The sequence below is a fragment of the Evansella clarkii genome (genome assembly GCF_002019695.1).
Classification (GTDB): domain Bacteria; phylum Bacillota; class Bacilli; order Bacillales; family Salisediminibacteriaceae; genus Evansella; species Evansella clarkii.
On the sequence record NZ_KV917376.1, the window covers coordinates 2,910,282 to 2,929,763 of the forward strand.

Sequence of the window (19,482 nt, forward strand, 5' to 3'; positions counted from 1 at the left end):
AAGGTTAAACAGGAGGAGCGTTTTAATGAAAAGAAAACCAGTGATAATCATTTTATTTCTTACATCTTTTTCAGTAGTTTACTTTTTATCCTGCAAAGAGTCATCGGTAGTTGCAGGTTTTCCTGTACCAGTTACGGCAGAGCTTACTAAAGAGGATAAAACAGAAATGTTTGAAATTTATGATTGGCGGAGGGCTTCTGAGGAAAATGGCCTGCCCCTGTCTTACCTTGCCATGATCAGGCTTTGGGGATGGAAAGAAGCAGACGTAATGGGAACTATGACAACCTATGAAAAGGATGGCAGGAAGGTGGATGTGGTTTCCCAGACCCGGTATCTCTCCATCAGCGAACCTTCAGCCGTCAGGGACAGAGAGAGAACCCCCTCTAAAGTCTCTGTAGATGAATGGGGTACGGTGCCTTATAAGGGAAGATATTATCTATATTTTGTCCTTAAAGTTAAAGAAGCAGACAAGGATATTGCCATGCTCGAAAGTATCGACATAGAGGAGGGAAACATTTCGTTTGAACAGTTTATCATTAATTATACCCCTTCAGATGACCCGGAAGTATGGCAGGAACAGGATGAATTAGAACTGCCAGTTAAGGCAGAGGCTGGGGGGGGATATCTGATTATTATCTCATCAGAAGACAGTGCAATATTTGAAGAAATGGATCAGTACGGATTGACTATCCACTTTAACAATTATATTTATGAAGTTAAGTGAAAGAAGAGGATTTTTAATGATAAAAAATGAGGCTGACATTATTCGCCTGATAAAACAAGACAGCTGGATGGTGCGTGTATTACATGCTGCTCAAAAACTGGATCTGCCGGACTGGTGGATTTCCGCAGGGTTTGTCCGTTCGAAAATCTGGGATGTGCAGCATGGGTATCAAACCAGGACTCCGCTTCCGGATATCGATGTCATTTATTTTGATGAAGGCTGTACAGCTGAAGCGAAAGAAAAGGAATACGAAGCTTACTTGCGGAATTTCTTTCCTAATACTCCCTGGTCTGTGAAAAATCAGGCAAGAATGCATCTACTGAACGGATTTCCGCCGTATAAATCTTCTCAGGACGGAATTGCTAAATTTCCTGAAACAGCTACCGCGCTGGGGGTGAAACTGGACAGCACCGGTAATATTTTGCTTACAGCGCCCCACGGTGCGGAAGATGCTATTAATATGATATTAAAACCCAGTCCATTTTTTGAAAAAGACCCTCAAAGATTGATAATTTTTGAACAGAGGGTGGCCAAAAAGAACTGGAGAAAAATATGGCCTGAAGTAAAGATGCTTCGGTTGCAAAAGGAGGATGATCTTATGATCGATTTTTTTCGATATAACTGGCAGGTAAGGGATGAATGGTTTGAATGGTGCCAGCAGCTGACACTGGAACAGCTCACAGCACAGAGAACGGGAGGGCAGGGGAGTATATTATTTACGCTTTTTCATATTATTGATGTTGAATACAGCTGGATCCGCGCTGTAAAAGGTATGGAAGATATAAGGGTGGATTACGCTGAATACGATACCGTTGAAAAATTAAAAACCCTCTCTGACAGGTGGCGAGGAGAAATAGAAGATTTTTTAACAAGCTATAATGATTTTTCTAGTAAAGAGGAAATTTATGCGCCCTGGCTCAAAATGAAATTTCCGGCGGGGGAGGTTTTCCGCCACATTATCAGCCACGAGATACATCATACAGGTCAGCTTTCCGTATGGTCAAGGGAATTAAATTTAAAGCCAGTTTCGGCTAATTTCATAGGAAGAAGCTTTTAAACAAAAAGAATGAACGCTTCACCATAATGATGAAGCGCTCGTTCGTCGAACTATTAATTAATAGCCCCCCATATGTCCTCCGTGATGATGTCCTGGATGTCCGTGATGATGATGGGGCCAGTGGTGCCCGCCGTGGTGATGATGTCCCCAATGGTGAGGGGCGTGATGCCCCCAGTGATGGTGCGGCCAGTGATGTCCGCCGTAGTATCCCCAGTGGGGACGTCCGAAACCTGGCCCAAAACCTGGGCCAAAACCTCCTTGTGCGCCGAAAAGAAGTGGCAGAAACATAAACATCTCTCCCTGAATAATATAAGAGCTGCTGTCATATTCACTGAATATCAGCCTGCACCCTATATGTATGAAAACAGGGATAAAAGTGCATCAGCAGGCGCCCGTATGTATGAGCCTATTGCAAAGTATTTTCCAGCATAAAAAAATCACCCTGAAATAGTCAGGATGACCCTTATCATTATGCTTTTATTATAAGTATTAATGTATTATTTATCCCGGAGGCTGCCTAATTCTGAAACGATAGCATCCATTTCACTGACACTAAAGTTACTTTTCTTCATTACCATTGTATGCAGTTCTTCAATATCCTCAAACCGGTCAAGGGAATAGTGTTCCGCTTTCATAGCGCCGCCATTTACAATCTGGAGCTGGCTTTTTATATCTTCAATCATTAAGTCCAGGTTCTCGCGGTTTTTTTCTTTCGTGCTCATCCTTTTCACCTGCCCTTCTTATTTATTTATAATTCCATTTCCTTATTGTAACATTATAAAACGAAAACTACATATTCATTTGAGTCAATTTCATAATTCAAGACTTTCATCATTAATACGAACATTTTTCTGAATTGTTATATTATTGTTCAATTTACGCTACAGACGGACGCGTTCTGCGGGCACGGCTTCAACTAATTATTAACGGCTGAACGCCGTCGATAATGGATTTTCAGCTTTTCATGCTTTTCCCGCCAGAGTCGCCGTCTTACGCTGCAATCAAAAATAATGTTCGTCTTTTTTTATGCAAAGTCTATATATAAAAATCATTCATTTTGAATAGATTTAAACAGCCGCGCAGTTTATGGTAAAATAGACAGGTTAGGATGTTAGTTCATAATTCGTACAGGATAACTTACAGCATCTAAATTAAAACGATTTACATAGAATACTTATTTTAAAGAAGTAATTGGGGTGAAATATTGTGTTTTTAAAGAGACTGGACCTTGTCGGTTTTAAATCTTTTGCCGACAGAATCGCAATAGATTTTGTCCCGGGCGTCACTGCTGTAGTAGGACCGAATGGCAGTGGTAAAAGTAATATATCCGATGCGATTCGCTGGGTTCTTGGCGAACAGTCGGCGAAAAACCTTCGTGGTTCAAAAATGGAAGATATTATTTTTTCAGGAAGTGACAGCCGTAAGCCGTTAAATATGGCTGAAATTACTCTTGTACTTGATAACGAAGACCATCATCTTTCTATCGATTACAGTGAGGTTGCGGTTACCCGGAGAGTATACAGGTCAGGAGACAGTGAATATTTAATTAACAAACAGCCATGCAGACTGAAAGATATCATCGATCTGTTTATGGATTCAGGACTTGGGAAAGAAGCTTTTTCGATCATTGGGCAGGGCCGGGTTGAAGAAATACTCAGCAGTAAGTCTGAAGAGCGGCGGATGATTTTTGAAGAGGCTGCAGGTGTACTTAAATATAAGAAAAGAAAGCTGGCTTCCGAAAAGAAGCTCAATGATACACAGGATAACCTTAACCGGGTGAAAGATATATTATTTGAACTGGAGTCACAGGTTGAACCGCTTAAAGAACAGGCGTCGGCCGCTAAAGAATATCTTGCTAAAAAAGCGGAATTAAAAGAGTACGAAGTAGGTGTGCTTGTTAAAGAAATTGAGGATTTCCACGAGCAGTGGACGAATGAGAAGAAAGAGTGTGAAACCCTCCAGCAGAAGGAGAACGGTTTGCAGACCACTGTAAAGCAGCAGGAAGCAAAAGCGGAACGGCTCCGGTCGGATATGCAGGCCATAGATGACTCTGTAAACGAACTTCAGGAGATCCTCCTTTCCACGAGTGAGGAACTGGAAAAACAGGAGGGGCAGAAAGAAGTCTGGAAAGAACGAAAAAAGAATTTTGCCCAGAATAAAGAACAGTTTATACAGGAAATGGAAGACCTGAAAAAACAAAAAATTACCCTTAAAGAAAAGCTTGAAATTCAGGAAGAAGCTTTAAAGAAGTACAGGGAAAAGGCAAACGCCACCTCCTCTCTGCTGAAGGAGAAACAAAGTGTTCTCGAAGAGCTCGAGAAAAATACAGCGGAACGCCTTGAGCAGCTGAAGGGTGATTATATTGAATGGCTTAACGGGCAGGCCTCTGCAAGAAATGAGATGCGTTATCTTCAGGAGCAGGTTGCGAAGCTGGAGGACAAGCAGGCCCGGCTGGATACTGATAATAAAGAGCTTTTAAGCAAGAGAGAAGATTTTCAGGATAAACTGACGGATTTACATGCTTTATGGGAAGAGCAAAAACAGCTGATAAATATAAAACTGCAGGAATATGAACAGAAGAAAAGAGCTTTTGAGAAAGGAGAGAATGAGTATTCAAAAAAAGAGACTCTCCTTTATGAAGCAATGCGTCATTTGCAGCAGCTGAAATCGAGAAAAGAAGTTCTTGAGGAAATGCAAAATGAGTACTCTGGTTTTTTCCATGGAGTAAAGGAACTGCTGAAGGAAAGAGACATGGAATTTACCGGAATAAAAGGCGCGGTAGCGGAGCTTATTGACGTGGATAAAAAACACCAGACCGCACTGGATATTGCATTAGGTGCAGCCCAGCAGCATGTTGTAGTTGATAATGAACAGACTGGACGAAAAGCGATCCAGTTTCTGAAACAGAGGCGTCTTGGCAGGGCGACCTTGCTGCCTATGGATGTTATAAAGCCAAGGAGCGTCCCCCCTCATGATCTGCAGGGAGCTATGAATCAGCCTGGCTTTATTGGGGTGGCAAAAGACTTAATAAGCTATTCACCGGAATATGAGAATGTTCTCTCCCACTTACTGGGCCATATTCTCATTGCTGAGGATATGAAATCCGCCGGTTCAATCGCAGGAGCACTCCGGTACAGATACAGAATTGTTACCCTGGAGGGAGATGTCATCAACCCTGGAGGAGCTATGACCGGGGGAAGCATTAAACAGAAGCAAAGCCAGATTCTCGGCCGCCAGAACGAACTTGAGAATGTGACCAGAAAACTGGATAAACTTGAAGGAGAAACACATAAACTTCAAAAGGAAGTCTCGGAAATAAAAGAGAACCTGGCAAACCTTCAGACAGAGATGAAGAAGATCCAGAGAGAGGGAGACCAGATCAGGGAAGAGGAACGAAGCAGAAAATCTGCAGTCCATGAACTTGAATTGTCTGCGGAAAATATAAACGAAAGACTAAAATTGTATGACCTCGAAAAAAGGGAATTTACTTCTGAACTGAGGGAAAAGAAGGAACGGATTAAAGAGCTGCAGGCATTGGCGGAAGAAGCGGAAGTTAAAACAGAAAGCCTTAATAAGGAAATCGAACTGCTCTCCAAGCAGGAGGAAGAGGACAAAACCTCAAGGGAAACAGTTTCTGAAGAGGTTACGGAAATGAAAATCCTTCTTGCTAAAGAAAACGAACAGCTTATCTATGCACAGGAGAACTACAGCAGGCTGAAACAGGACTTTGACACGGTTTCCGGGACACTGTCCTCCAAAGAAAGTGATTTTATCCTTCTTGAAAAAGAGATGTCTTCCCAGACGGAAAATGTGGACTCCCTGGAGTCCATCATCACTAAAAGAAGGCAGGAAAAAGACCAGACGATTAAACTGATCTCAAAAAGGCGATCAGAAAGGCTTTCTCTTCAGCAGGAACATGATGACCTGGAAAGGGAGCTTAAAGAAAATAAACGGCAGCTGAAGTTTCTTTCCTCGGTTCTCCATGAAACAGAAGTAAAGGTGAACCGGCTGGATGTTGAGCTTGACAATCGGCTTAACAAGCTTCAGGGAGAATACGAGTTGTCTTATGACGGCGCTAAAAACGACTTTCCTCTTCCGGTTCCGCTTGAGGAAGCGAGGAAAAAAGTAAAACTTATAAAAATGTCCATCGAAGAACTGGGAACAGTTAATACCGGGGCGATTGAAGAATACGAACGGGTAAAAGACCGCTATGAATTTCTGCTGAAGCAAAAAGAAGATCTGGAAGAAGCGAAAAACACACTGCACCAGATCATTTCAGAAATGGATGAAGAGATGACAAGAAGGTTCAAGGAAACATTCGAGCAAATCCAGTCCCATTTCCATGTCGTTTTTAAAAAGCTGTTCGGAGGCGGACAGGCTGATCTGAAGCTGACTGACCCGGAAAACCTGCTGACAACAGGAGTTGATATAGTCGCTCAGCCTCCTGGAAAAAAACTGCAGAACCTGGCACTATTATCAGGCGGGGAACGGGCATTAACTGCGATTGCCCTCTTGTTTGCCATTCTGAAGGTAAGGCCAGTGCCTTTCTGTGTCCTTGATGAGGTGGAAGCGGCCCTGGATGAAGCGAATGTGGCCCGTTTCGCCCAGTATTTAAAAGCCTTCAGCGCAGAGACGCAGTTTATTGTCGTCACACACAGAAAAGGCACTATGGAAGAAGCTGATGTCCTGTATGGGGTGACTATGCAGGAATCAGGCGTATCAAAACTGATGTCAGTCCGGCTGGAAGAAAGTGAAGAATTAGTTGGAGCTGATTAACATAAGGAAGGAGCACAACAAATGAGTTTTTTTAAGAGGTTAAAAGAAAAAATTACTCACCAGACAGACACCGTAACAGAAAAATTTAAAGACGGCCTTTCCAAGACGAGAAATTCATTCGTAGGGGCGATGAATGATCTCGTGAAAAATTACCGGAAAGTGGACGAGGAGTTTTTTGAAGAACTGGAAGATATATTAATATCTGCTGATGTTGGAGTCCACACTGTTATGGATCTAATAGATGAACTTAAAGATGAAGCGAGAACAAGGAATATTAAAGATGCGGTTGACCTTCAGCCGGTTATATCCGAAAAACTTGCTGAACTTCTTCAGAAATCTGACGAGGAGACCACCCTTAATATAAAAGAAAATGACTTAACGGTTATTCTTTTTGTTGGGGTGAATGGTGTTGGTAAAACAACGACAATTGGAAAACTAGCTCACAAATTTAAGCAGGAAGGCAAAAACGTCCTTCTTGCTGCTGGTGATACTTTCAGGGCAGGGGCGATAGAGCAGCTGGAAGTGTGGGGAGAGCGTGTCGGCGTAGACGTAATTAAACAGCAGGCCGGATCAGACCCGGCAGCAGTAATGTATGATGCTGTCCAGTCAGCCAAATCCCGCAATGCGGATGTCCTTCTGTGCGATACGGCGGGAAGGCTGCAGAATAAAGTGAACCTGATGAACGAGCTTGAGAAAGTAAAGCGGGTTATTACAAGAGAAATACCAGATGCTCCCCATGAGGTTCTTCTCGTGCTTGACGCCACTACCGGCCAAAATGCCATGAGCCAGGCCAAGACATTCGGCAAAGCAACAGATGTATCCGGGATCGTGCTTACGAAACTCGATGGTACTGCAAAGGGAGGCATTGTGCTTGCCATCCGCCACGAGCTTGATATTCCGGTAAAATTAGTCGGGCTTGGGGAAGGTATGGATGACCTCCAGGAATTTCAGGCTGACCAGTATGTTCACGGTCTGTTTGCCGATGTTCTCGCCCAGTCAGAAGAAGCAGCAGAAGATCTTGATAAGTACTGAAAAATGGCTGTGATATAATAAAATAATTAAGCTGCGGCTGTACCCCCGGAAAGGGAGGGGCAGTCGCAGCGTATGATACAGGAGTAAGTCCGGAACACTGACAAGATAAAAACTTGACAGTCTTCCAATCCTCTAGTACTATAGTTTAATGTAAAGCGAAATTCCTTAACAAGGCGGTGTTTGATTTGCTTGAAAAAACTATCCGCATGAATTACTTGTATGATTTTTATCAGACGCTGCTCACCTCGAAACAGAATCAGTATATGTCGATGTACTATCTCGATGACTGGTCTTTAGGGGAAATCGCCGAACACTTCGAAGTGAGCCGGCAGGCTGTCTATGATAATATCAGGCGGACGGAAGCTTTGTTGGAGGAATATGAAGAAAAGCTGATGCTCCTGCAAAGGTACGAACAGCGTAAAAAACTTTTCAGCAGGCTGAAAGAAACTATAGAGGAAAATGGAAGTCCCGGTACAATGATCGAGATCGTAGAATCTCTCGAGAAACTGGAATAGGGGGCAAATTGAATGGCATTTGAAGGTTTGGCAGAACGCCTGCAAGGAACCTTAAACAAAATCCGCGGAAAAGGAAAAGTCTCGGAAGCGGATGTAAAAGAAATGATGCGGGAAGTGCGTCTTGCACTTCTTGAAGCAGACGTTAACTTTAAGGTAGTAAAACAATTTATTGCCAGCGTAAAAGAACGGGCTGTGGGCCAGGAGGTATTGCAAAGCTTGACTCCTGGGCAGCAGGTAATCAAAGTAGTAAACGAAGAACTTACCAAACTCATGGGCGGAGAGCAGAGCAAAATAGCAGCTGCAACCAAACCGCCTACAGTTGTAATGATGGTAGGTTTGCAAGGTGCCGGTAAGACGACAACGACCGGAAAACTTGCAAACTACCTGAGAAAAAAGAATAACAGGAATCCTCTGATGGTGGCGGCAGATATATACAGGCCGGCTGCGATAAAGCAGCTTGAAACTCTTGGTAAACAGCTTAATATGCCTGTCTTCTCCATGGGTGATCAGGTAAGTCCTGTGGAAATTGCCAAAAATGCAATGGAAAAAGCCAGGGAAGAGCATCATGATTATGTGCTGATTGATACTGCCGGCCGGCTTCACGTTGATGAAGAGCTGATGAATGAGCTTGCGGAGATTAAAGAACTGACTCAGCCTGATGAAATCCTTCTTGTTGTTGACGCGATGACAGGGCAGGATGCTGTCAATGTCGCTGAAAGCTTTAACGAACGCCTTGGGATTACCGGTGTAGTTTTAACCAAACTGGACGGTGACACCCGCGGTGGTGCAGCTCTTTCTGTTAAGGCAGTTACAGACACGCCGATTAAGTTTGCTGGTATGGGCGAAAAAGTCGATGCTCTGGAGCCGTTTCATCCCGACCGTATGGCATCCCGTATTCTCGGCATGGGGGATGTGCTTACTCTTATTGAGAAAGCACAGACAAATGTGGATGAAGAGAAAGCGCGGGAACTTGAAAAGAAGATCCGCTCCAATGATCTCACATTCGACGACTTTCTCGAACAGCTTAATCAGGTGAAAAGTATGGGTCCTCTTGACGAGCTGTTGAATATGATGCCTGGTGCCGGGAAAATGAAGGGCTTGAAAAACGTCCAGGTTGATGATAAACAGCTGGGCCACATTGAAGCTATCGTTCAGTCCATGACCAAGGAAGAAAAACAGGATCCGTCTCTCTTAAATGCAAGCAGACGCCGGAGGATTGCTAAAGGAAGCGGGACGTCCATCCAGGAAGTTAACCGCCTCATTAAACAATTCAGCGAAATGAAAAAAATGATGAAGCAGATGACCGGTATGCAAAAAGGGAAAAAAGGTAAGAAAAAAGGCGGATTTAACCTTCCGTTTATGTAAATCGCAGCATTTTTTATAGGAAATTATATATATTTTCCGACGAAAGTTATCTAGCTTCAGCGCCTACGAGCTCGAGGTCACTTCAGGCCTTTTTGGAAGCCAAATGCGGCTTCTGTTCAGGCATCCTCGAGTAGGCTGTCCAACGAGCATAGCCTCTTGAGCCACTGCGAGTTGCCTCGACGGATACACTCCGAAGCTGAACTCGCAGAGGAAGAGGCAGTGCTTGGGCCTGCGGTTACTCGGCCCAAATTTACGCTTCGAAGCCCACGCAGGCCGCATTTGTCGCTCGTGAGCAAGGCGCTTACGCTTTTATTTGAAACACTGTAAAGTTTTTTTACTTTACTGGGGTTGTCCCCCGGTAGAATTTATGATAATATATCTAATTGTGTGAATGATATTTGGAGGTGAAACACATGGCAGTTAAAATTCGTCTTAAGCGAATGGGAGCAAAGAAATCACCGTTCTATCGCGTAGTAGTAGCTAATTCCCGCTCTCCGCGTGATGGTCGTTTTATTGAAGAAATCGGAACTTACAATCCACTTAAAAATCCTGTAGAATTTAACGTAGATGAAGATAAAGCGTTAAAATGGATGATGGATGGTGCTAAACCTTCCGATACAGTACGTAACTTGTTCTCCAGCGCAGGATTAATGGAAAAGCTTCACAATGCAAAAAACGAAAAATAAGTTTTTTGCGTGGAAATAAAGTCCAAAGGTGAGTGACATGAAAGAACTAGTTGAATCTATTGCGAAGGCTCTTGTAGATCACCCTGATGATGTCCGGGTTACAGAATTGGAAAATGGCAGATCACTCACGCTAAAGCTGGAAGTCCATGCGGATGACATGGGGAAAGTGATCGGTAAACAAGGGCGTATAGCAAAAGCGATTCGTTCTGTTGTGAACGCAGCAGGAGCGAATCATAACAAACGCATTAATTTAGAGATCGGGTAAAGGGTGAGGTGTGTCCTCTCCCTTTTTCCGTATATATAAAATGTTCATAAATGCGGAGGTGCAGTTTTATGGAAATTATAAAAAAGGTAGTCGTTAAACAAATTCTCACAGAGGAAAGCAGACAGCGCCTGAAAGAACAGTTTATCGGCAGGCAGTATCAGTTAAATAAAGAAATTCAGCAGCTTGAATTTGTGCTACATAAAAAGCTGAAAGATAACAAAAATAATATAAAATATCAGAATTCTTTAAAAGAAAGCTTTAACAGGGAAGTAAAACGCCGTAAAGACCGTTTACGCCAGCTCGAACTGAAGCTGGGCCAGCTGGATGAGATGGACCTGGGCTCTGAACTTCGTGAAGGGACGATTCAGATGATTGAACAGGTTGCAGAGGGAGATAACTGGGAAGAAATTATGAAAGGTACAGAAATCGTTATTAAAGACGGTGTTGTACATGAAATCCGCCAGGGAGGCGTAGAGGATGAGTGATTGGCTCAACGTCGGGAAGATTGTGAATACACATGGGGTACGAGGGGAAGTCCGTGTTATTTCCCGTACCGATTTTCCCGAAGAGCGCTATTCCGAAGGCAGCATTCTTCATGCTGTGAACGAGCAGGGAGAGCGGCGCCCGCTTAAGGTCGTTTCCTGGAGAAAACATAAACAGTTTGACCTCCTGACCTTTGAAAGTATCGATTCATTAAACGATGCAGAAATGCTGAAGGGGAAAATTCTGCAGGTTGACCGTTCTGCCATTAATAACGAGCTGCCTGAAGGAGAATTTTTTTACCATGAAATCATCGGGTGTGAGGTTTTCACAGAGTCTGGAGAAGCGATTGGCAAAGTGAAAGAAATACTCTCGCCAGGTGCTAATGATGTATGGGTTGTACAGCGGAAGGACAAAGGGAAAGACATTCTTATTCCTTATATAGATGAAGTGGTAAAACAAGTAAAACCTGAGGAACAGAAAGTTGTTATTAACCTCATGGAAGGGTTGCTTGATTAATAATGAAAATTTCCATCCTGACATTATTTCCTGATATGTTTACCGGTGTATTCCAGCAATCTATTCTGAAAAATGCCCAGGAAAAAAACCTGGTGGAGTACGAGCTGGTTAATTACAGAGAATACACAAAGGACAGGCATAACAGGGTTGACGACTATCCCTATGGAGGCGGCGGTGGAATGGTTCTGACCCCCCAGCCGGTTTTTGATGCTGTCCAGGCAGTGAAACAGCAGGGTTCAGATGCAAAGACTCCAAGAGTCATCCTTTTATGTCCCCAAGGCAAACGGTACACTCAGAAAAAAGCGGAAGAGCTGGCAAAGGAAGAACATTTAATCTTAATTTGCGGTCATTACGAAGGTTATGACGAACGTATCCGTGAACATGTTGTTACCGAGGAGATTTCCATTGGTGATTATGTACTCACAGGCGGGGAAATTGGTGCAATGGTTATCGCAGACAGTGTAACCCGCCTGCTTCCAGGGGCACTTGGAAATGAAACGTCGGCAGTAACCGATTCGTACAGCACCGGCCTGCTGGAACATCCTCATTATACAAGGCCAGCAGACTATCAGGGTATGAAAGTTCCTGATGTCCTTCTTTCCGGCCATCACGAAAAAATCGACCGGTGGCGGAGAGAACAGTCTCTGAAAAGGACATATGAAAGACGTCCTGAACTGCTGGAAAACATAGACCTCACTAAGGAAGACACAGAATTTATAAAGAAGCTGAAGGAAACTGAGGAAAACAGTTGAGATTAGTGTAAGGCTGTGGTATTATAATCTTTGTGGTTTTTAAACCACTGATCAAGACGTTCCGCTGTCAGACAGTCAGGACAAGAATGTCTGTAGGGAAGGAGGCGAACAGATAATGGAACAAATCATTCGTGAAATTACGAAAGAGCAATTAAAATCTGATCTTCCGGAATTCCGTCCTGGTGATACGGTTAAAGTACACGTTAAAGTTGTTGAGGGTACTCGTGAGCGTATTCAGGTGTTTGAAGGTGTAGTAATCAAACTTAAAGGATCCGGTATCAGCGAAACATTCACTGTTCGTAAGATATCTTACGGTGTAGGTGTTGAGCGTACATTCCCTGTACACTCCCCGCGTGTCGATAAGATTGAAGTTTCTCGCCGAGGTAAAGTGCGTCGTGCGAAGCTTTATTACTTACGTGAACTTCGCGGTAAAGCTGCTCGTATTAAAGAAAGAGCACGCCGATAAGCAGAGTAAAAATGTTCAGAAAGAGAGCCTGTCAGCAGGTTCTCTTTTTTTCTGTCCTGCCTTATTTTTTTAGAGTTTAATGAGTATGTCATTAGCTCAAAATGACTATAAAACTCATTTATAAATGAGATATTGATGAGTTCGGAGCAAAGGAGACTGTCTCTTCCTCTTCCAGATTAGCTCCGCAGAATATCTGTCGAGACAAATCGAAGCATTTGCGGAGGAGCGATGCTCTTTCCGGTCGGGAAAAGCAACGGCAGAAGACTTAAGTAATATATACAACCGAGGAATGCCCGTATTACACAACAAATTACATAAAAAAACATTAGATAGTTTAAGTAAACTCCCCCATTCTATGTTAAAATAACTTCTGTAATCATATTAGTAATATATGGTTAAGAGGGGGTTCCCTTAAAGACATATCACGTATAGTTTGAGTATAAAATTTGACAGCTATGCCTGGCGAATATATATAAATAAGCTGGAGGATGGATATAGAATGGCAAAATCAGAATCATGGGAGTGGATTAAAGCAGTCGCCGTTGCGCTGCTGCTTGCAGTTGTAATCCGTTATTTCTTTTTCGCGCCGATAGTAGTTGACGGGCAGTCAATGATGCCCACACTTGAGCATAATGACCGAATGATAGTTAATAAAATAGGATATACAATAGGGGAACCTGACAGGTTTGATATAATTGTTTTCCACGCACCGCAAAATAAAGATTATATAAAGCGTGTAATCGGACTCCCGGGGGATACCATATATTATGAGGATGATGTGCTCTATATAAATGGGGAAGCTGTGGAAGAGCCTTATTTAGATAAATTCAAAGAAGAAACATTGAACCGTCCGTTTACAAGGGACTTCCATTTGAGCGAAGCACCTGGTGGATATGAAACAGTGCCTGAAGGTCACGTGTTTGTCCTCGGGGATAACCGCCAGCACAGTAAAGACAGCCGCCATATCGGGGTGGTCCCGTATGAAGAGGTGGTTGGTAAAGCAAACCTTGTATTCTGGCCGTTCTCAGAAGTTCGTGTTGTAGAGTAGGAGGAAGCATAATGGCTATTCAGTGGTATCCGGGCCATATGGCTAAAGCAAGGCGCCAGGCTCAGGAAAAGCTTAAATTAATTGATGTAGTAATTGAACTGGTTGACGCAAGGATTCCATTGTCGTCACGTAATCCGGTGATAGATGAACTGGCAAAAGGGAAGCCAAGACTGATGCTGTTAAATAAATCAGACCTGGCAGACCCGGCCCTCACAGAAAAATGGGTGGCTTATTTTGAGGGCAAAGGATTTTCTGTGTTAAAAATAGATGCCCAGAAAGGAACCGGAGTGAAATCCGTTCCTGAAGAAGTACAGCTCCTCGCCAAACCTCTCACAGACAAAATGAGAGCAAAAGGGATGAACCCGCGAGCTGTCAGAGCTCTTATCCTGGGGATTCCAAACGTGGGTAAATCAACGATTATTAACAGGCTTGCCAATAAAAGAATTGCTAAGATTGGAGACAAGCCAGGTGTAACTAAAGCACAGCAATGGATTAAAGTTGGGAAAGAAATGGAACTCCTGGATACACCGGGAATTCTCTGGCCTAAATTTGAGGATCAGGCTGTCGGTTACCGTCTGGCACTAACTGGAGCGATCAAGGAAGAGATAGTTGATCTCCAGGACCTCACAGTTTTTCTGCTCCGATTCCTGAAAGAGGAATACCCAGGCAGGTTGAAGGAAAGATACAAGCTCGAAGACATCCCCGACGATGTCGTTGAACTTTTTGATGAAATCGGCAAAAAAAGAGGAGCCCTGATGGGGGGCGGAATGGTGGATTACGACAGAGTGGCTGAAATTCTCTTCAGAGAGTTTCGCTCAGGTACTATGGGGAGAATAACCATGGAAAAGCCGCCTGTTAACTGAGTTATACTGTAAGATGAAAAGCGCGCCAGGTGCGTGCTTTTTCATATTCTTGGGAGAATATCAGGTGTTTTCAGAGGATAACTATCGGGCAAAATTACATTATGCTTGAATGAATTTCATAAATAGACTTTGTATAGTAAAATACGAACGACGCTTCTGTTCGATTGCAGCGTAAGACGGCGACTCTTGCGGGAACAGCGCGAGCTGAAAATCCATTTTTGACGGCGTTCAGCCGGAAGAAATTAGTTGAAGCCGTGCCCGCAGAACGCGTCCGTCTGAAGCATAAATCGAACAACAAAGTAACCTTTTAAGGTAATGTTCGTATTAAAATTATGAAATTGATTCCCTTTATAAAAGTTTATTTTCAGCCGATACATAACTTGAGGAGTGAATTACCGTGGTTCAAAAATTGTCAATTAAAGAAATCAAGACTGCTATGCAACAGATAACAGAGCCTGATGATCCGTTTCTTGAACAAATAAAAGCAGACGGCAGAAAAGGAGTACAGCAGCTCTATACATCATGGACAAAACAATACAGTAAAAACCAGGAACTACATAGAAATTTTTATGAAATGAGAAAAAATGAAGAAAGTTTATGGAATAAGGGGTACAAGCTGGTTGGCGGAATAGATGAAGTGGGAAGAGGTCCTCTGGCAGGTCCTGTGATTGCTTCTTGTGTTACCTTATCCCCTGATTTTTATCTGCCGGGCCTGACTGATTCTAAGAAACTTTCAAAACAAAAAAGAGAAGAGTTTTTTCAGCAAATCAAGGAACAGGCTCTTTGTATAGGCATCGGCACTGCTGATGCAGAGGAGATTGATAAGCTCAATATTTATGAAGCTACGAAACTGGCAATGGAAAGGGCGGTAGCCGACACAGGCTCGTCAATTGATTATCTCCTCATAGATGCTATGAAGCTTTCAAACGGGATACCACAAACGTCTATCATTAAAGGAGACGCGACAAGCATAAGCATCGCCGCCAGCTCCGTTGTTGCTAAAGTGACAAGAGACCGGTATATGGAAGTGGCGGGAAAAAATTATCCAGGGTATGGATTTGAAAATCACATGGGCTACGGAACAGAGGAACACTTAACCGCAATCAGAGAACTTGGGATTACAAAGGAACACCGGAAATCATTTGCTCCTGTAAGAGAGGTAATCTGATTTTTTTTAAGTTAGCCTAATCAGGGGGGAGGCGGGAGAATGCTGCAATCAGTAATGCTGAATCAGCTCTTAAGTTCGGCTGATATTACCCGTGCAAAACAAATACAGCTTCGTCCTGGAGAGATCTTTCAGGGCAGTGCGGTCAGGTTTTACCCTGGACAGCTCGCCCAAATGAAGCTCGGTGGCTTAACGTTGACAGCAAAGCTTGAAACTCCACTTGAAGCAGGGAGGAAATACTGGCTTCAGGTACTTGGCCAGGAAGGACTTCCTAAACTTAAAGTTCTGGAAAATGTGCCCGTTATACAGAAAAGTGGTAATGAACAAAGCAGCATTAAGCATCTTCTGCAGCATTTTGGCATCATATCAGCTAAAGAAGGAGAGCAGCTTATTAAACAATTAATTCGTGAAAATATTCCTTTTACGAAGGAAAGTTTCAGGGAAGCATCAATAATTCTGAAGAATTCTCCCCTACCTCTGGAGGAGGGTACAAGAGTTATGACGCAAATCTTAAAATCCGGCCTTCCTGTTACTAAAGAGACCTTTCTCAGTATAGCTTCATTGTTGTCACAAAAGACAATGGGAGAGACAATGCTTCGTTTTCAGGACGCCATGGAAACCGGTGGACTTACCACAAGATTTCCTCAGTTATTTACTTTATTGGAAAGCTTTCGCCAGCACCAAATAAGTGACTATATAAAACCTTATACTCCTGGTGAAAAAGAGCGAGGACTCGTTTCGGAGAGGCCTGGGGCGGTACTGTCCCAGCTTCTTAAGCAATTAGGTATGCAGAATGAATTCCAGCTGAGGCAAAGTGTGGAGGGCAGTCTCCCGGCGTCTCAGCAGACTAACTTAAAAGCGCTTCTCCTGCAATTTCTGCAGCAGACTCCCATCCATTCTTACCAATTGAGGGAACAGGCTGAGTTTATGGTTAACCGAATAACTGCTTTTCAGTTATTATCTTCAGATTCTCAAAGCCAGGTCTCCACCTATTCTGTCCAGGTCCCCTTCCATTCAGGAAGCAAGCTGGAAGACCTGACTGTTCAGTGGGAGGGGAAAAAGAATACGCGGGGAGAGCTTGATGAAGATCACTGCAGAATAGTGTTTTATCTCCATTTAAAACATCTTAAAGAAACAGTGATTGATGTTCAGATTCAGAGCAGGGTTTTAACTGTAACTATTTTTAATGAGACGCAAAAATCATCGGCTGCTAATGATAAATTGCTTAAAATGCTTGAAGAAAATCTGGCTGAACTGGATTATCGTCTGTCTGCAGTAAAATGGGTGCATCCCGGTAAGTTTCAGCCGTCCGGAAAGAACGGGGTGCCTTACTCCCCTGATACCAGCGGGGCGTATAAAGGAGTTGACATCCGTGTATGAGGAAGACCCATATCAGGACACAAAGAGCAGTTGCTTTAAAATATAACCAGGAATTACATGGTGCTCCAGCGGTGGCTGCAAAAGGGAGCGGTTATGTAGCCGAAAACATTCTCAAAGCAGCAAAAGAGAAGAATATACCCGTCCAGGAAGACCCTGCATTAGTGGAAATGTTATGCCAGCTTAATATTAATGAGGAAATCCCCCCAGCTCTTTATGAAGTAACAGCTGAAATTTTCGCTTACATATACCGTCTTGATAACTCTCAGGAAAGTGAAGAGGCCGGAGAAACTTAATTTTTCCATTGTCTCCTGGATTCAATATGGAAATCCTCCTTAAGAGTATCATTTGTTTTTCAGACGAATGCATAACGTTTTCTGAACAGGTGATTCTATGATTAAAGGAGGTAATGGCAATGGAAAAACGATCAAAGCTTGTTGTTAAAGGTGTTGATGAATTTATGAATTCATACAGCGAAGAAATCGCTCAGGAATTCGGGGTGTTCCACAGCACCACTCAGTCAGACCAGCAGGCAGGCATGGCTTCAGCAACAGATAAGCTGCTGAAAAAGAATAAAGAAAACAAATAAAATATCTGTATGGATATTCTTACGAGGCCTGGGTAATAGCCTGAGCAGTTCCGGTTACAGTGGAGAAAATCCGGAATAACAGATGAATTAACATTGGAAAACACATTATGATTAACTCCATAAAATATCAGACAAAACGCCTGGATCTTAAACCAGGCGTTCTGTTTGTTTACTTAGTTCAACTTATCTGCCCATTTATTAGTGAATGTGCTTTTTTACGGATCCTCAATCCGCTTTTCCGTTTTCTCTGAGTACAAGAGCAATTAGCCTTTGCTTTCTCCAACTGGCTAGTTTTAAGGGCTTAAACGAGGTGAAATCCGCACCATTTTGTATAATTTCAGCCAGATAAAAGGACGCCATGAGTAAAAAAAAGACGTTGTCGAAAAAAAAGTTGAGCATATATTCACAAAATTGTCGAGGAATATAGTAAAATAGTCAATGTGTGAATAAAGAGGCGAAATTTATCACACTTCTGCAAGGTAAACGCAGTAATTGAAACAGGATCTGTTACAGATCCAGGTTATGATTTTCATAACAAAAGTTAGAGCCATTCGAACGGCAGTTTTGAACAGTCAAGAGGGAATGGCCTAATTACTCAGTAAGGAGGATGGCAATGAATATCCATGAGTATCAAGGAAAAGAAATTTTAAGAAGCTACGGCGTTGCGGTACCTAACGGGAAAGTTGCTTTTTCTGTGGATGAAGCAGTGGAAGCGGCTAAAGATTTAGGTACAGATGTAACCGTTGTCAAGGCGCAGATTCACGCAGGCGGAAGAGGTAAAGCCGGTGGTGTTAAAGTAGCGAAGAGCTTAGACGAGGTACGTACATATGCTGACGAGATCCTTGGAAAAACGTTAGTAACACATCAGACAGGCCCTGAAGGCAAGGAAGTAAAACGACTGCTTATTGAAGAAGGTTGCGATATTAAGAGTGAGTATTATATCGGCCTTGTAGTTGACCGTGCAACTGACCGCATCGTTATGATGGGATCTGAAGAAGGCGGTACTGAAATTGAAGAAGTTGCAGAAAAAACACCAGAAAAAATCTTCAAAGAAGTTGTTGACCCGGTAGTAGGTTTAATGCCTTACCAGGCCAGAAGACTGGCATTTAATATCAATATCCCGAAAGAATTGGTAAGAGATGCGGTTAAATTTATGATCGGTCTTTACCAGGTTTTCGTAGATAAAGACTGCTCGATTGCAGAAATCAACCCGCTTGTTACTACAGGAGACGGGAAAGTTATGGCGTTAGACGCTAAGCTTAACTTTGATTCCAACGCACTTTACCGCCAGAAAGATATTCTGGAATACCGTGACCTGGATGAGGAAGATCAAAAGGAAATCGAAGCCTCAAAGTTTGACCTTAGCTATATTTCACTTGATGGAAACATCGGATGTATGGTTAACGGCGCGGGCCTTGCTATGGCGACAATGGATATCATTAAGCATTACAATGGCGACCCTGCAAACTTCCTTGATGTTGGGGGCGGAGCTACAAAAGAAAAGGTTACTGAAGCCTTTAAAATTATTTTGTCTGACGACAGTGTTAAAGGAATCTACGTGAATATCTTCGGCGGTATTATGAAGTGTGACATAATTGCTGAAGGTGTAGTGGCTGCTACGAAAGAAATCGGCCTACAAATTCCGCTTGTGGTGCGTCTTGAAGGAACTAACGTGGAACTTGGAAAGAAAATCCTTGAAGAATCCGGACTGGATATTACAGCAGCAGATTCCATGGCTGACGGAGCCGAAAAGATCGTATCACTAGTGAAAGCTTAAGTTTAATTAGAAAGGCGGGATAAAAT

At 43.0% G+C, this 19,482-nt stretch carries 22 protein-coding genes and 1 pseudogene; 21 read left to right on the top strand and 2 right to left on the bottom strand.

Annotated elements, in window-relative coordinates:
- The first annotated feature begins 25 nt into the window (after positions 1-25).
- The 3 genes and pseudogenes from BK582_RS13505 (at position 26) to BK582_RS28305 (ending at position 1,781) form a co-directional block, all read left to right on the top strand.
- The gene (locus tag BK582_RS13505) at positions 26-724 is read left to right on the top strand and encodes a hypothetical protein (protein ID WP_078595542.1); all 699 of its coding nucleotides are present in this window, start codon (positions 26-28) and stop codon (positions 722-724) included.
- 67 nt (positions 725-791) lie between these two features.
- Positions 792-1,280 (top strand): annotated as a pseudogene (locus BK582_RS28300) (nucleotidyltransferase family protein); the annotation flags it as partial.
- A 42-nt stretch (positions 1,281-1,322) separates the two neighbouring features.
- Positions 1,323-1,781, top strand: coding sequence for a DinB family protein (locus tag BK582_RS28305; protein WP_078598010.1), 459 nt, complete (start codon positions 1,323-1,325; stop codon positions 1,779-1,781).
- A 57-nt stretch (positions 1,782-1,838) separates the two neighbouring features.
- Here the strand turns inward: BK582_RS28305 and BK582_RS26520 are convergent, their stop codons facing one another.
- Both BK582_RS26520 and BK582_RS13525 read right to left on the bottom strand, forming a co-directional pair.
- Positions 1,839-2,069 (bottom strand): hypothetical protein, encoded by a 231-nt coding sequence (locus tag BK582_RS26520; RefSeq protein ID WP_134163562.1) that lies wholly within the window; start codon positions 2,067-2,069, stop codon positions 1,839-1,841.
- A 209-nt stretch (positions 2,070-2,278) separates the two neighbouring features.
- Positions 2,279-2,503, bottom strand: a complete 225-nt coding sequence (locus BK582_RS13525; protein WP_078595544.1) for a DUF1128 domain-containing protein — start codon at positions 2,501-2,503, stop codon at positions 2,279-2,281.
- Positions 2,504-2,987: 484 nt separating this feature from the next.
- Between BK582_RS13525 and smc the strand changes: the two genes are divergently transcribed.
- The 18 genes from smc (at position 2,988) to sucC (ending at position 19,456) form a co-directional block, all read left to right on the top strand.
- The gene (gene smc, locus BK582_RS13530; RefSeq protein ID WP_078595545.1) at positions 2,988-6,557 is read left to right on the top strand and encodes a chromosome segregation protein SMC; all 3,570 of its coding nucleotides are present in this window, start codon (positions 2,988-2,990) and stop codon (positions 6,555-6,557) included.
- 21 nt (positions 6,558-6,578) lie between these two features.
- A complete protein-coding gene (ftsY, locus tag BK582_RS13535; protein ID WP_078595546.1) occupies positions 6,579-7,589 on the top strand; it encodes a signal recognition particle-docking protein FtsY in 1,011 nt (336 codons plus the stop codon).
- Positions 7,590-7,774: 185 nt separating this feature from the next.
- On the top strand, positions 7,775-8,104 hold the full coding sequence (locus BK582_RS13540) for a putative DNA-binding protein (protein WP_078595547.1): 330 nt from the start codon (positions 7,775-7,777) through the stop codon (positions 8,102-8,104).
- 12 nt (positions 8,105-8,116) lie between these two features.
- Positions 8,117-9,469 (top strand): signal recognition particle protein, encoded by a 1,353-nt coding sequence (gene ffh, locus BK582_RS13545; protein WP_078595548.1) that lies wholly within the window; start codon positions 8,117-8,119, stop codon positions 9,467-9,469.
- A gap of 413 nt (positions 9,470-9,882) precedes the next feature.
- Positions 9,883-10,155, top strand: coding sequence for a 30S ribosomal protein S16 (rpsP, locus tag BK582_RS13550; protein ID WP_078595550.1), 273 nt, complete (start codon positions 9,883-9,885; stop codon positions 10,153-10,155).
- A 37-nt stretch (positions 10,156-10,192) separates the two neighbouring features.
- Positions 10,193-10,420, top strand: coding sequence for a KH domain-containing protein (locus BK582_RS13555; protein WP_078595551.1), 228 nt, complete (start codon positions 10,193-10,195; stop codon positions 10,418-10,420).
- A 68-nt stretch (positions 10,421-10,488) separates the two neighbouring features.
- Positions 10,489-10,905: a YlqD family protein gene (locus tag BK582_RS13560; RefSeq protein ID WP_078595552.1), complete on the top strand. Its 417-nt coding sequence runs from the start codon at positions 10,489-10,491 to the stop codon at positions 10,903-10,905.
- Complete coding sequence (rimM, locus tag BK582_RS13565) at positions 10,898-11,419, top strand: ribosome maturation factor RimM (protein ID WP_078595554.1); 522 nt, start codon at positions 10,898-10,900, stop codon at positions 11,417-11,419. Before BK582_RS13560 ends, rimM begins: the two co-directional genes overlap by 8 nt.
- 2 nt (positions 11,420-11,421) lie before the next feature.
- A complete protein-coding gene (gene trmD, locus BK582_RS13570; protein ID WP_078595555.1) occupies positions 11,422-12,171 on the top strand; it encodes a tRNA (guanosine(37)-N1)-methyltransferase TrmD in 750 nt (249 codons plus the stop codon).
- 115 nt (positions 12,172-12,286) lie between these two features.
- Positions 12,287-12,637 carry a 50S ribosomal protein L19 gene (rplS, locus tag BK582_RS13575; RefSeq protein WP_078595556.1) on the top strand — a complete coding sequence of 117 codons (351 nt, stop codon included), beginning with the start codon at positions 12,287-12,289 and terminating at the stop codon, positions 12,635-12,637.
- A 499-nt stretch (positions 12,638-13,136) separates the two neighbouring features.
- Positions 13,137-13,685 (top strand): signal peptidase I, encoded by a 549-nt coding sequence (lepB, locus tag BK582_RS13580; RefSeq protein WP_078598012.1) that lies wholly within the window; start codon positions 13,137-13,139, stop codon positions 13,683-13,685.
- An 11-nt stretch (positions 13,686-13,696) separates the two neighbouring features.
- Entirely contained in the window at positions 13,697-14,548 is an 852-nt protein-coding gene (ylqF, locus tag BK582_RS13585) for a ribosome biogenesis GTPase YlqF (protein WP_078595558.1), read from the top strand.
- A 164-nt stretch (positions 14,549-14,712) separates the two neighbouring features.
- Positions 14,713-14,859 (top strand): hypothetical protein, encoded by a 147-nt coding sequence (locus tag BK582_RS27025; protein ID WP_169911005.1) that lies wholly within the window; start codon positions 14,713-14,715, stop codon positions 14,857-14,859.
- A gap of 86 nt (positions 14,860-14,945) precedes the next feature.
- Positions 14,946-15,716 carry a ribonuclease HII gene (locus BK582_RS13590; protein ID WP_078595560.1) on the top strand — a complete coding sequence of 257 codons (771 nt, stop codon included), beginning with the start codon at positions 14,946-14,948 and terminating at the stop codon, positions 15,714-15,716.
- A 39-nt stretch (positions 15,717-15,755) separates the two neighbouring features.
- On the top strand, positions 15,756-17,093 hold the full coding sequence (locus BK582_RS13595) for a hypothetical protein (RefSeq protein ID WP_078595561.1): 1,338 nt from the start codon (positions 15,756-15,758) through the stop codon (positions 17,091-17,093).
- Positions 17,090-17,386, top strand: coding sequence for an EscU/YscU/HrcU family type III secretion system export apparatus switch protein (locus BK582_RS13600; protein ID WP_078595562.1), 297 nt, complete (start codon positions 17,090-17,092; stop codon positions 17,384-17,386). Before BK582_RS13595 ends, BK582_RS13600 begins: the two co-directional genes overlap by 4 nt.
- Before the next feature lie 119 nt (positions 17,387-17,505).
- Positions 17,506-17,679, top strand: coding sequence for a small, acid-soluble spore protein, alpha/beta type (locus BK582_RS26525; RefSeq protein ID WP_134163563.1), 174 nt, complete (start codon positions 17,506-17,508; stop codon positions 17,677-17,679).
- A gap of 613 nt (positions 17,680-18,292) precedes the next feature.
- Entirely contained in the window at positions 18,293-19,456 is a 1,164-nt protein-coding gene (sucC, locus tag BK582_RS13605; protein ID WP_078595563.1) for an ADP-forming succinate--CoA ligase subunit beta, read from the top strand.
- Positions 19,457-19,482 lie beyond the last annotated feature (26 nt).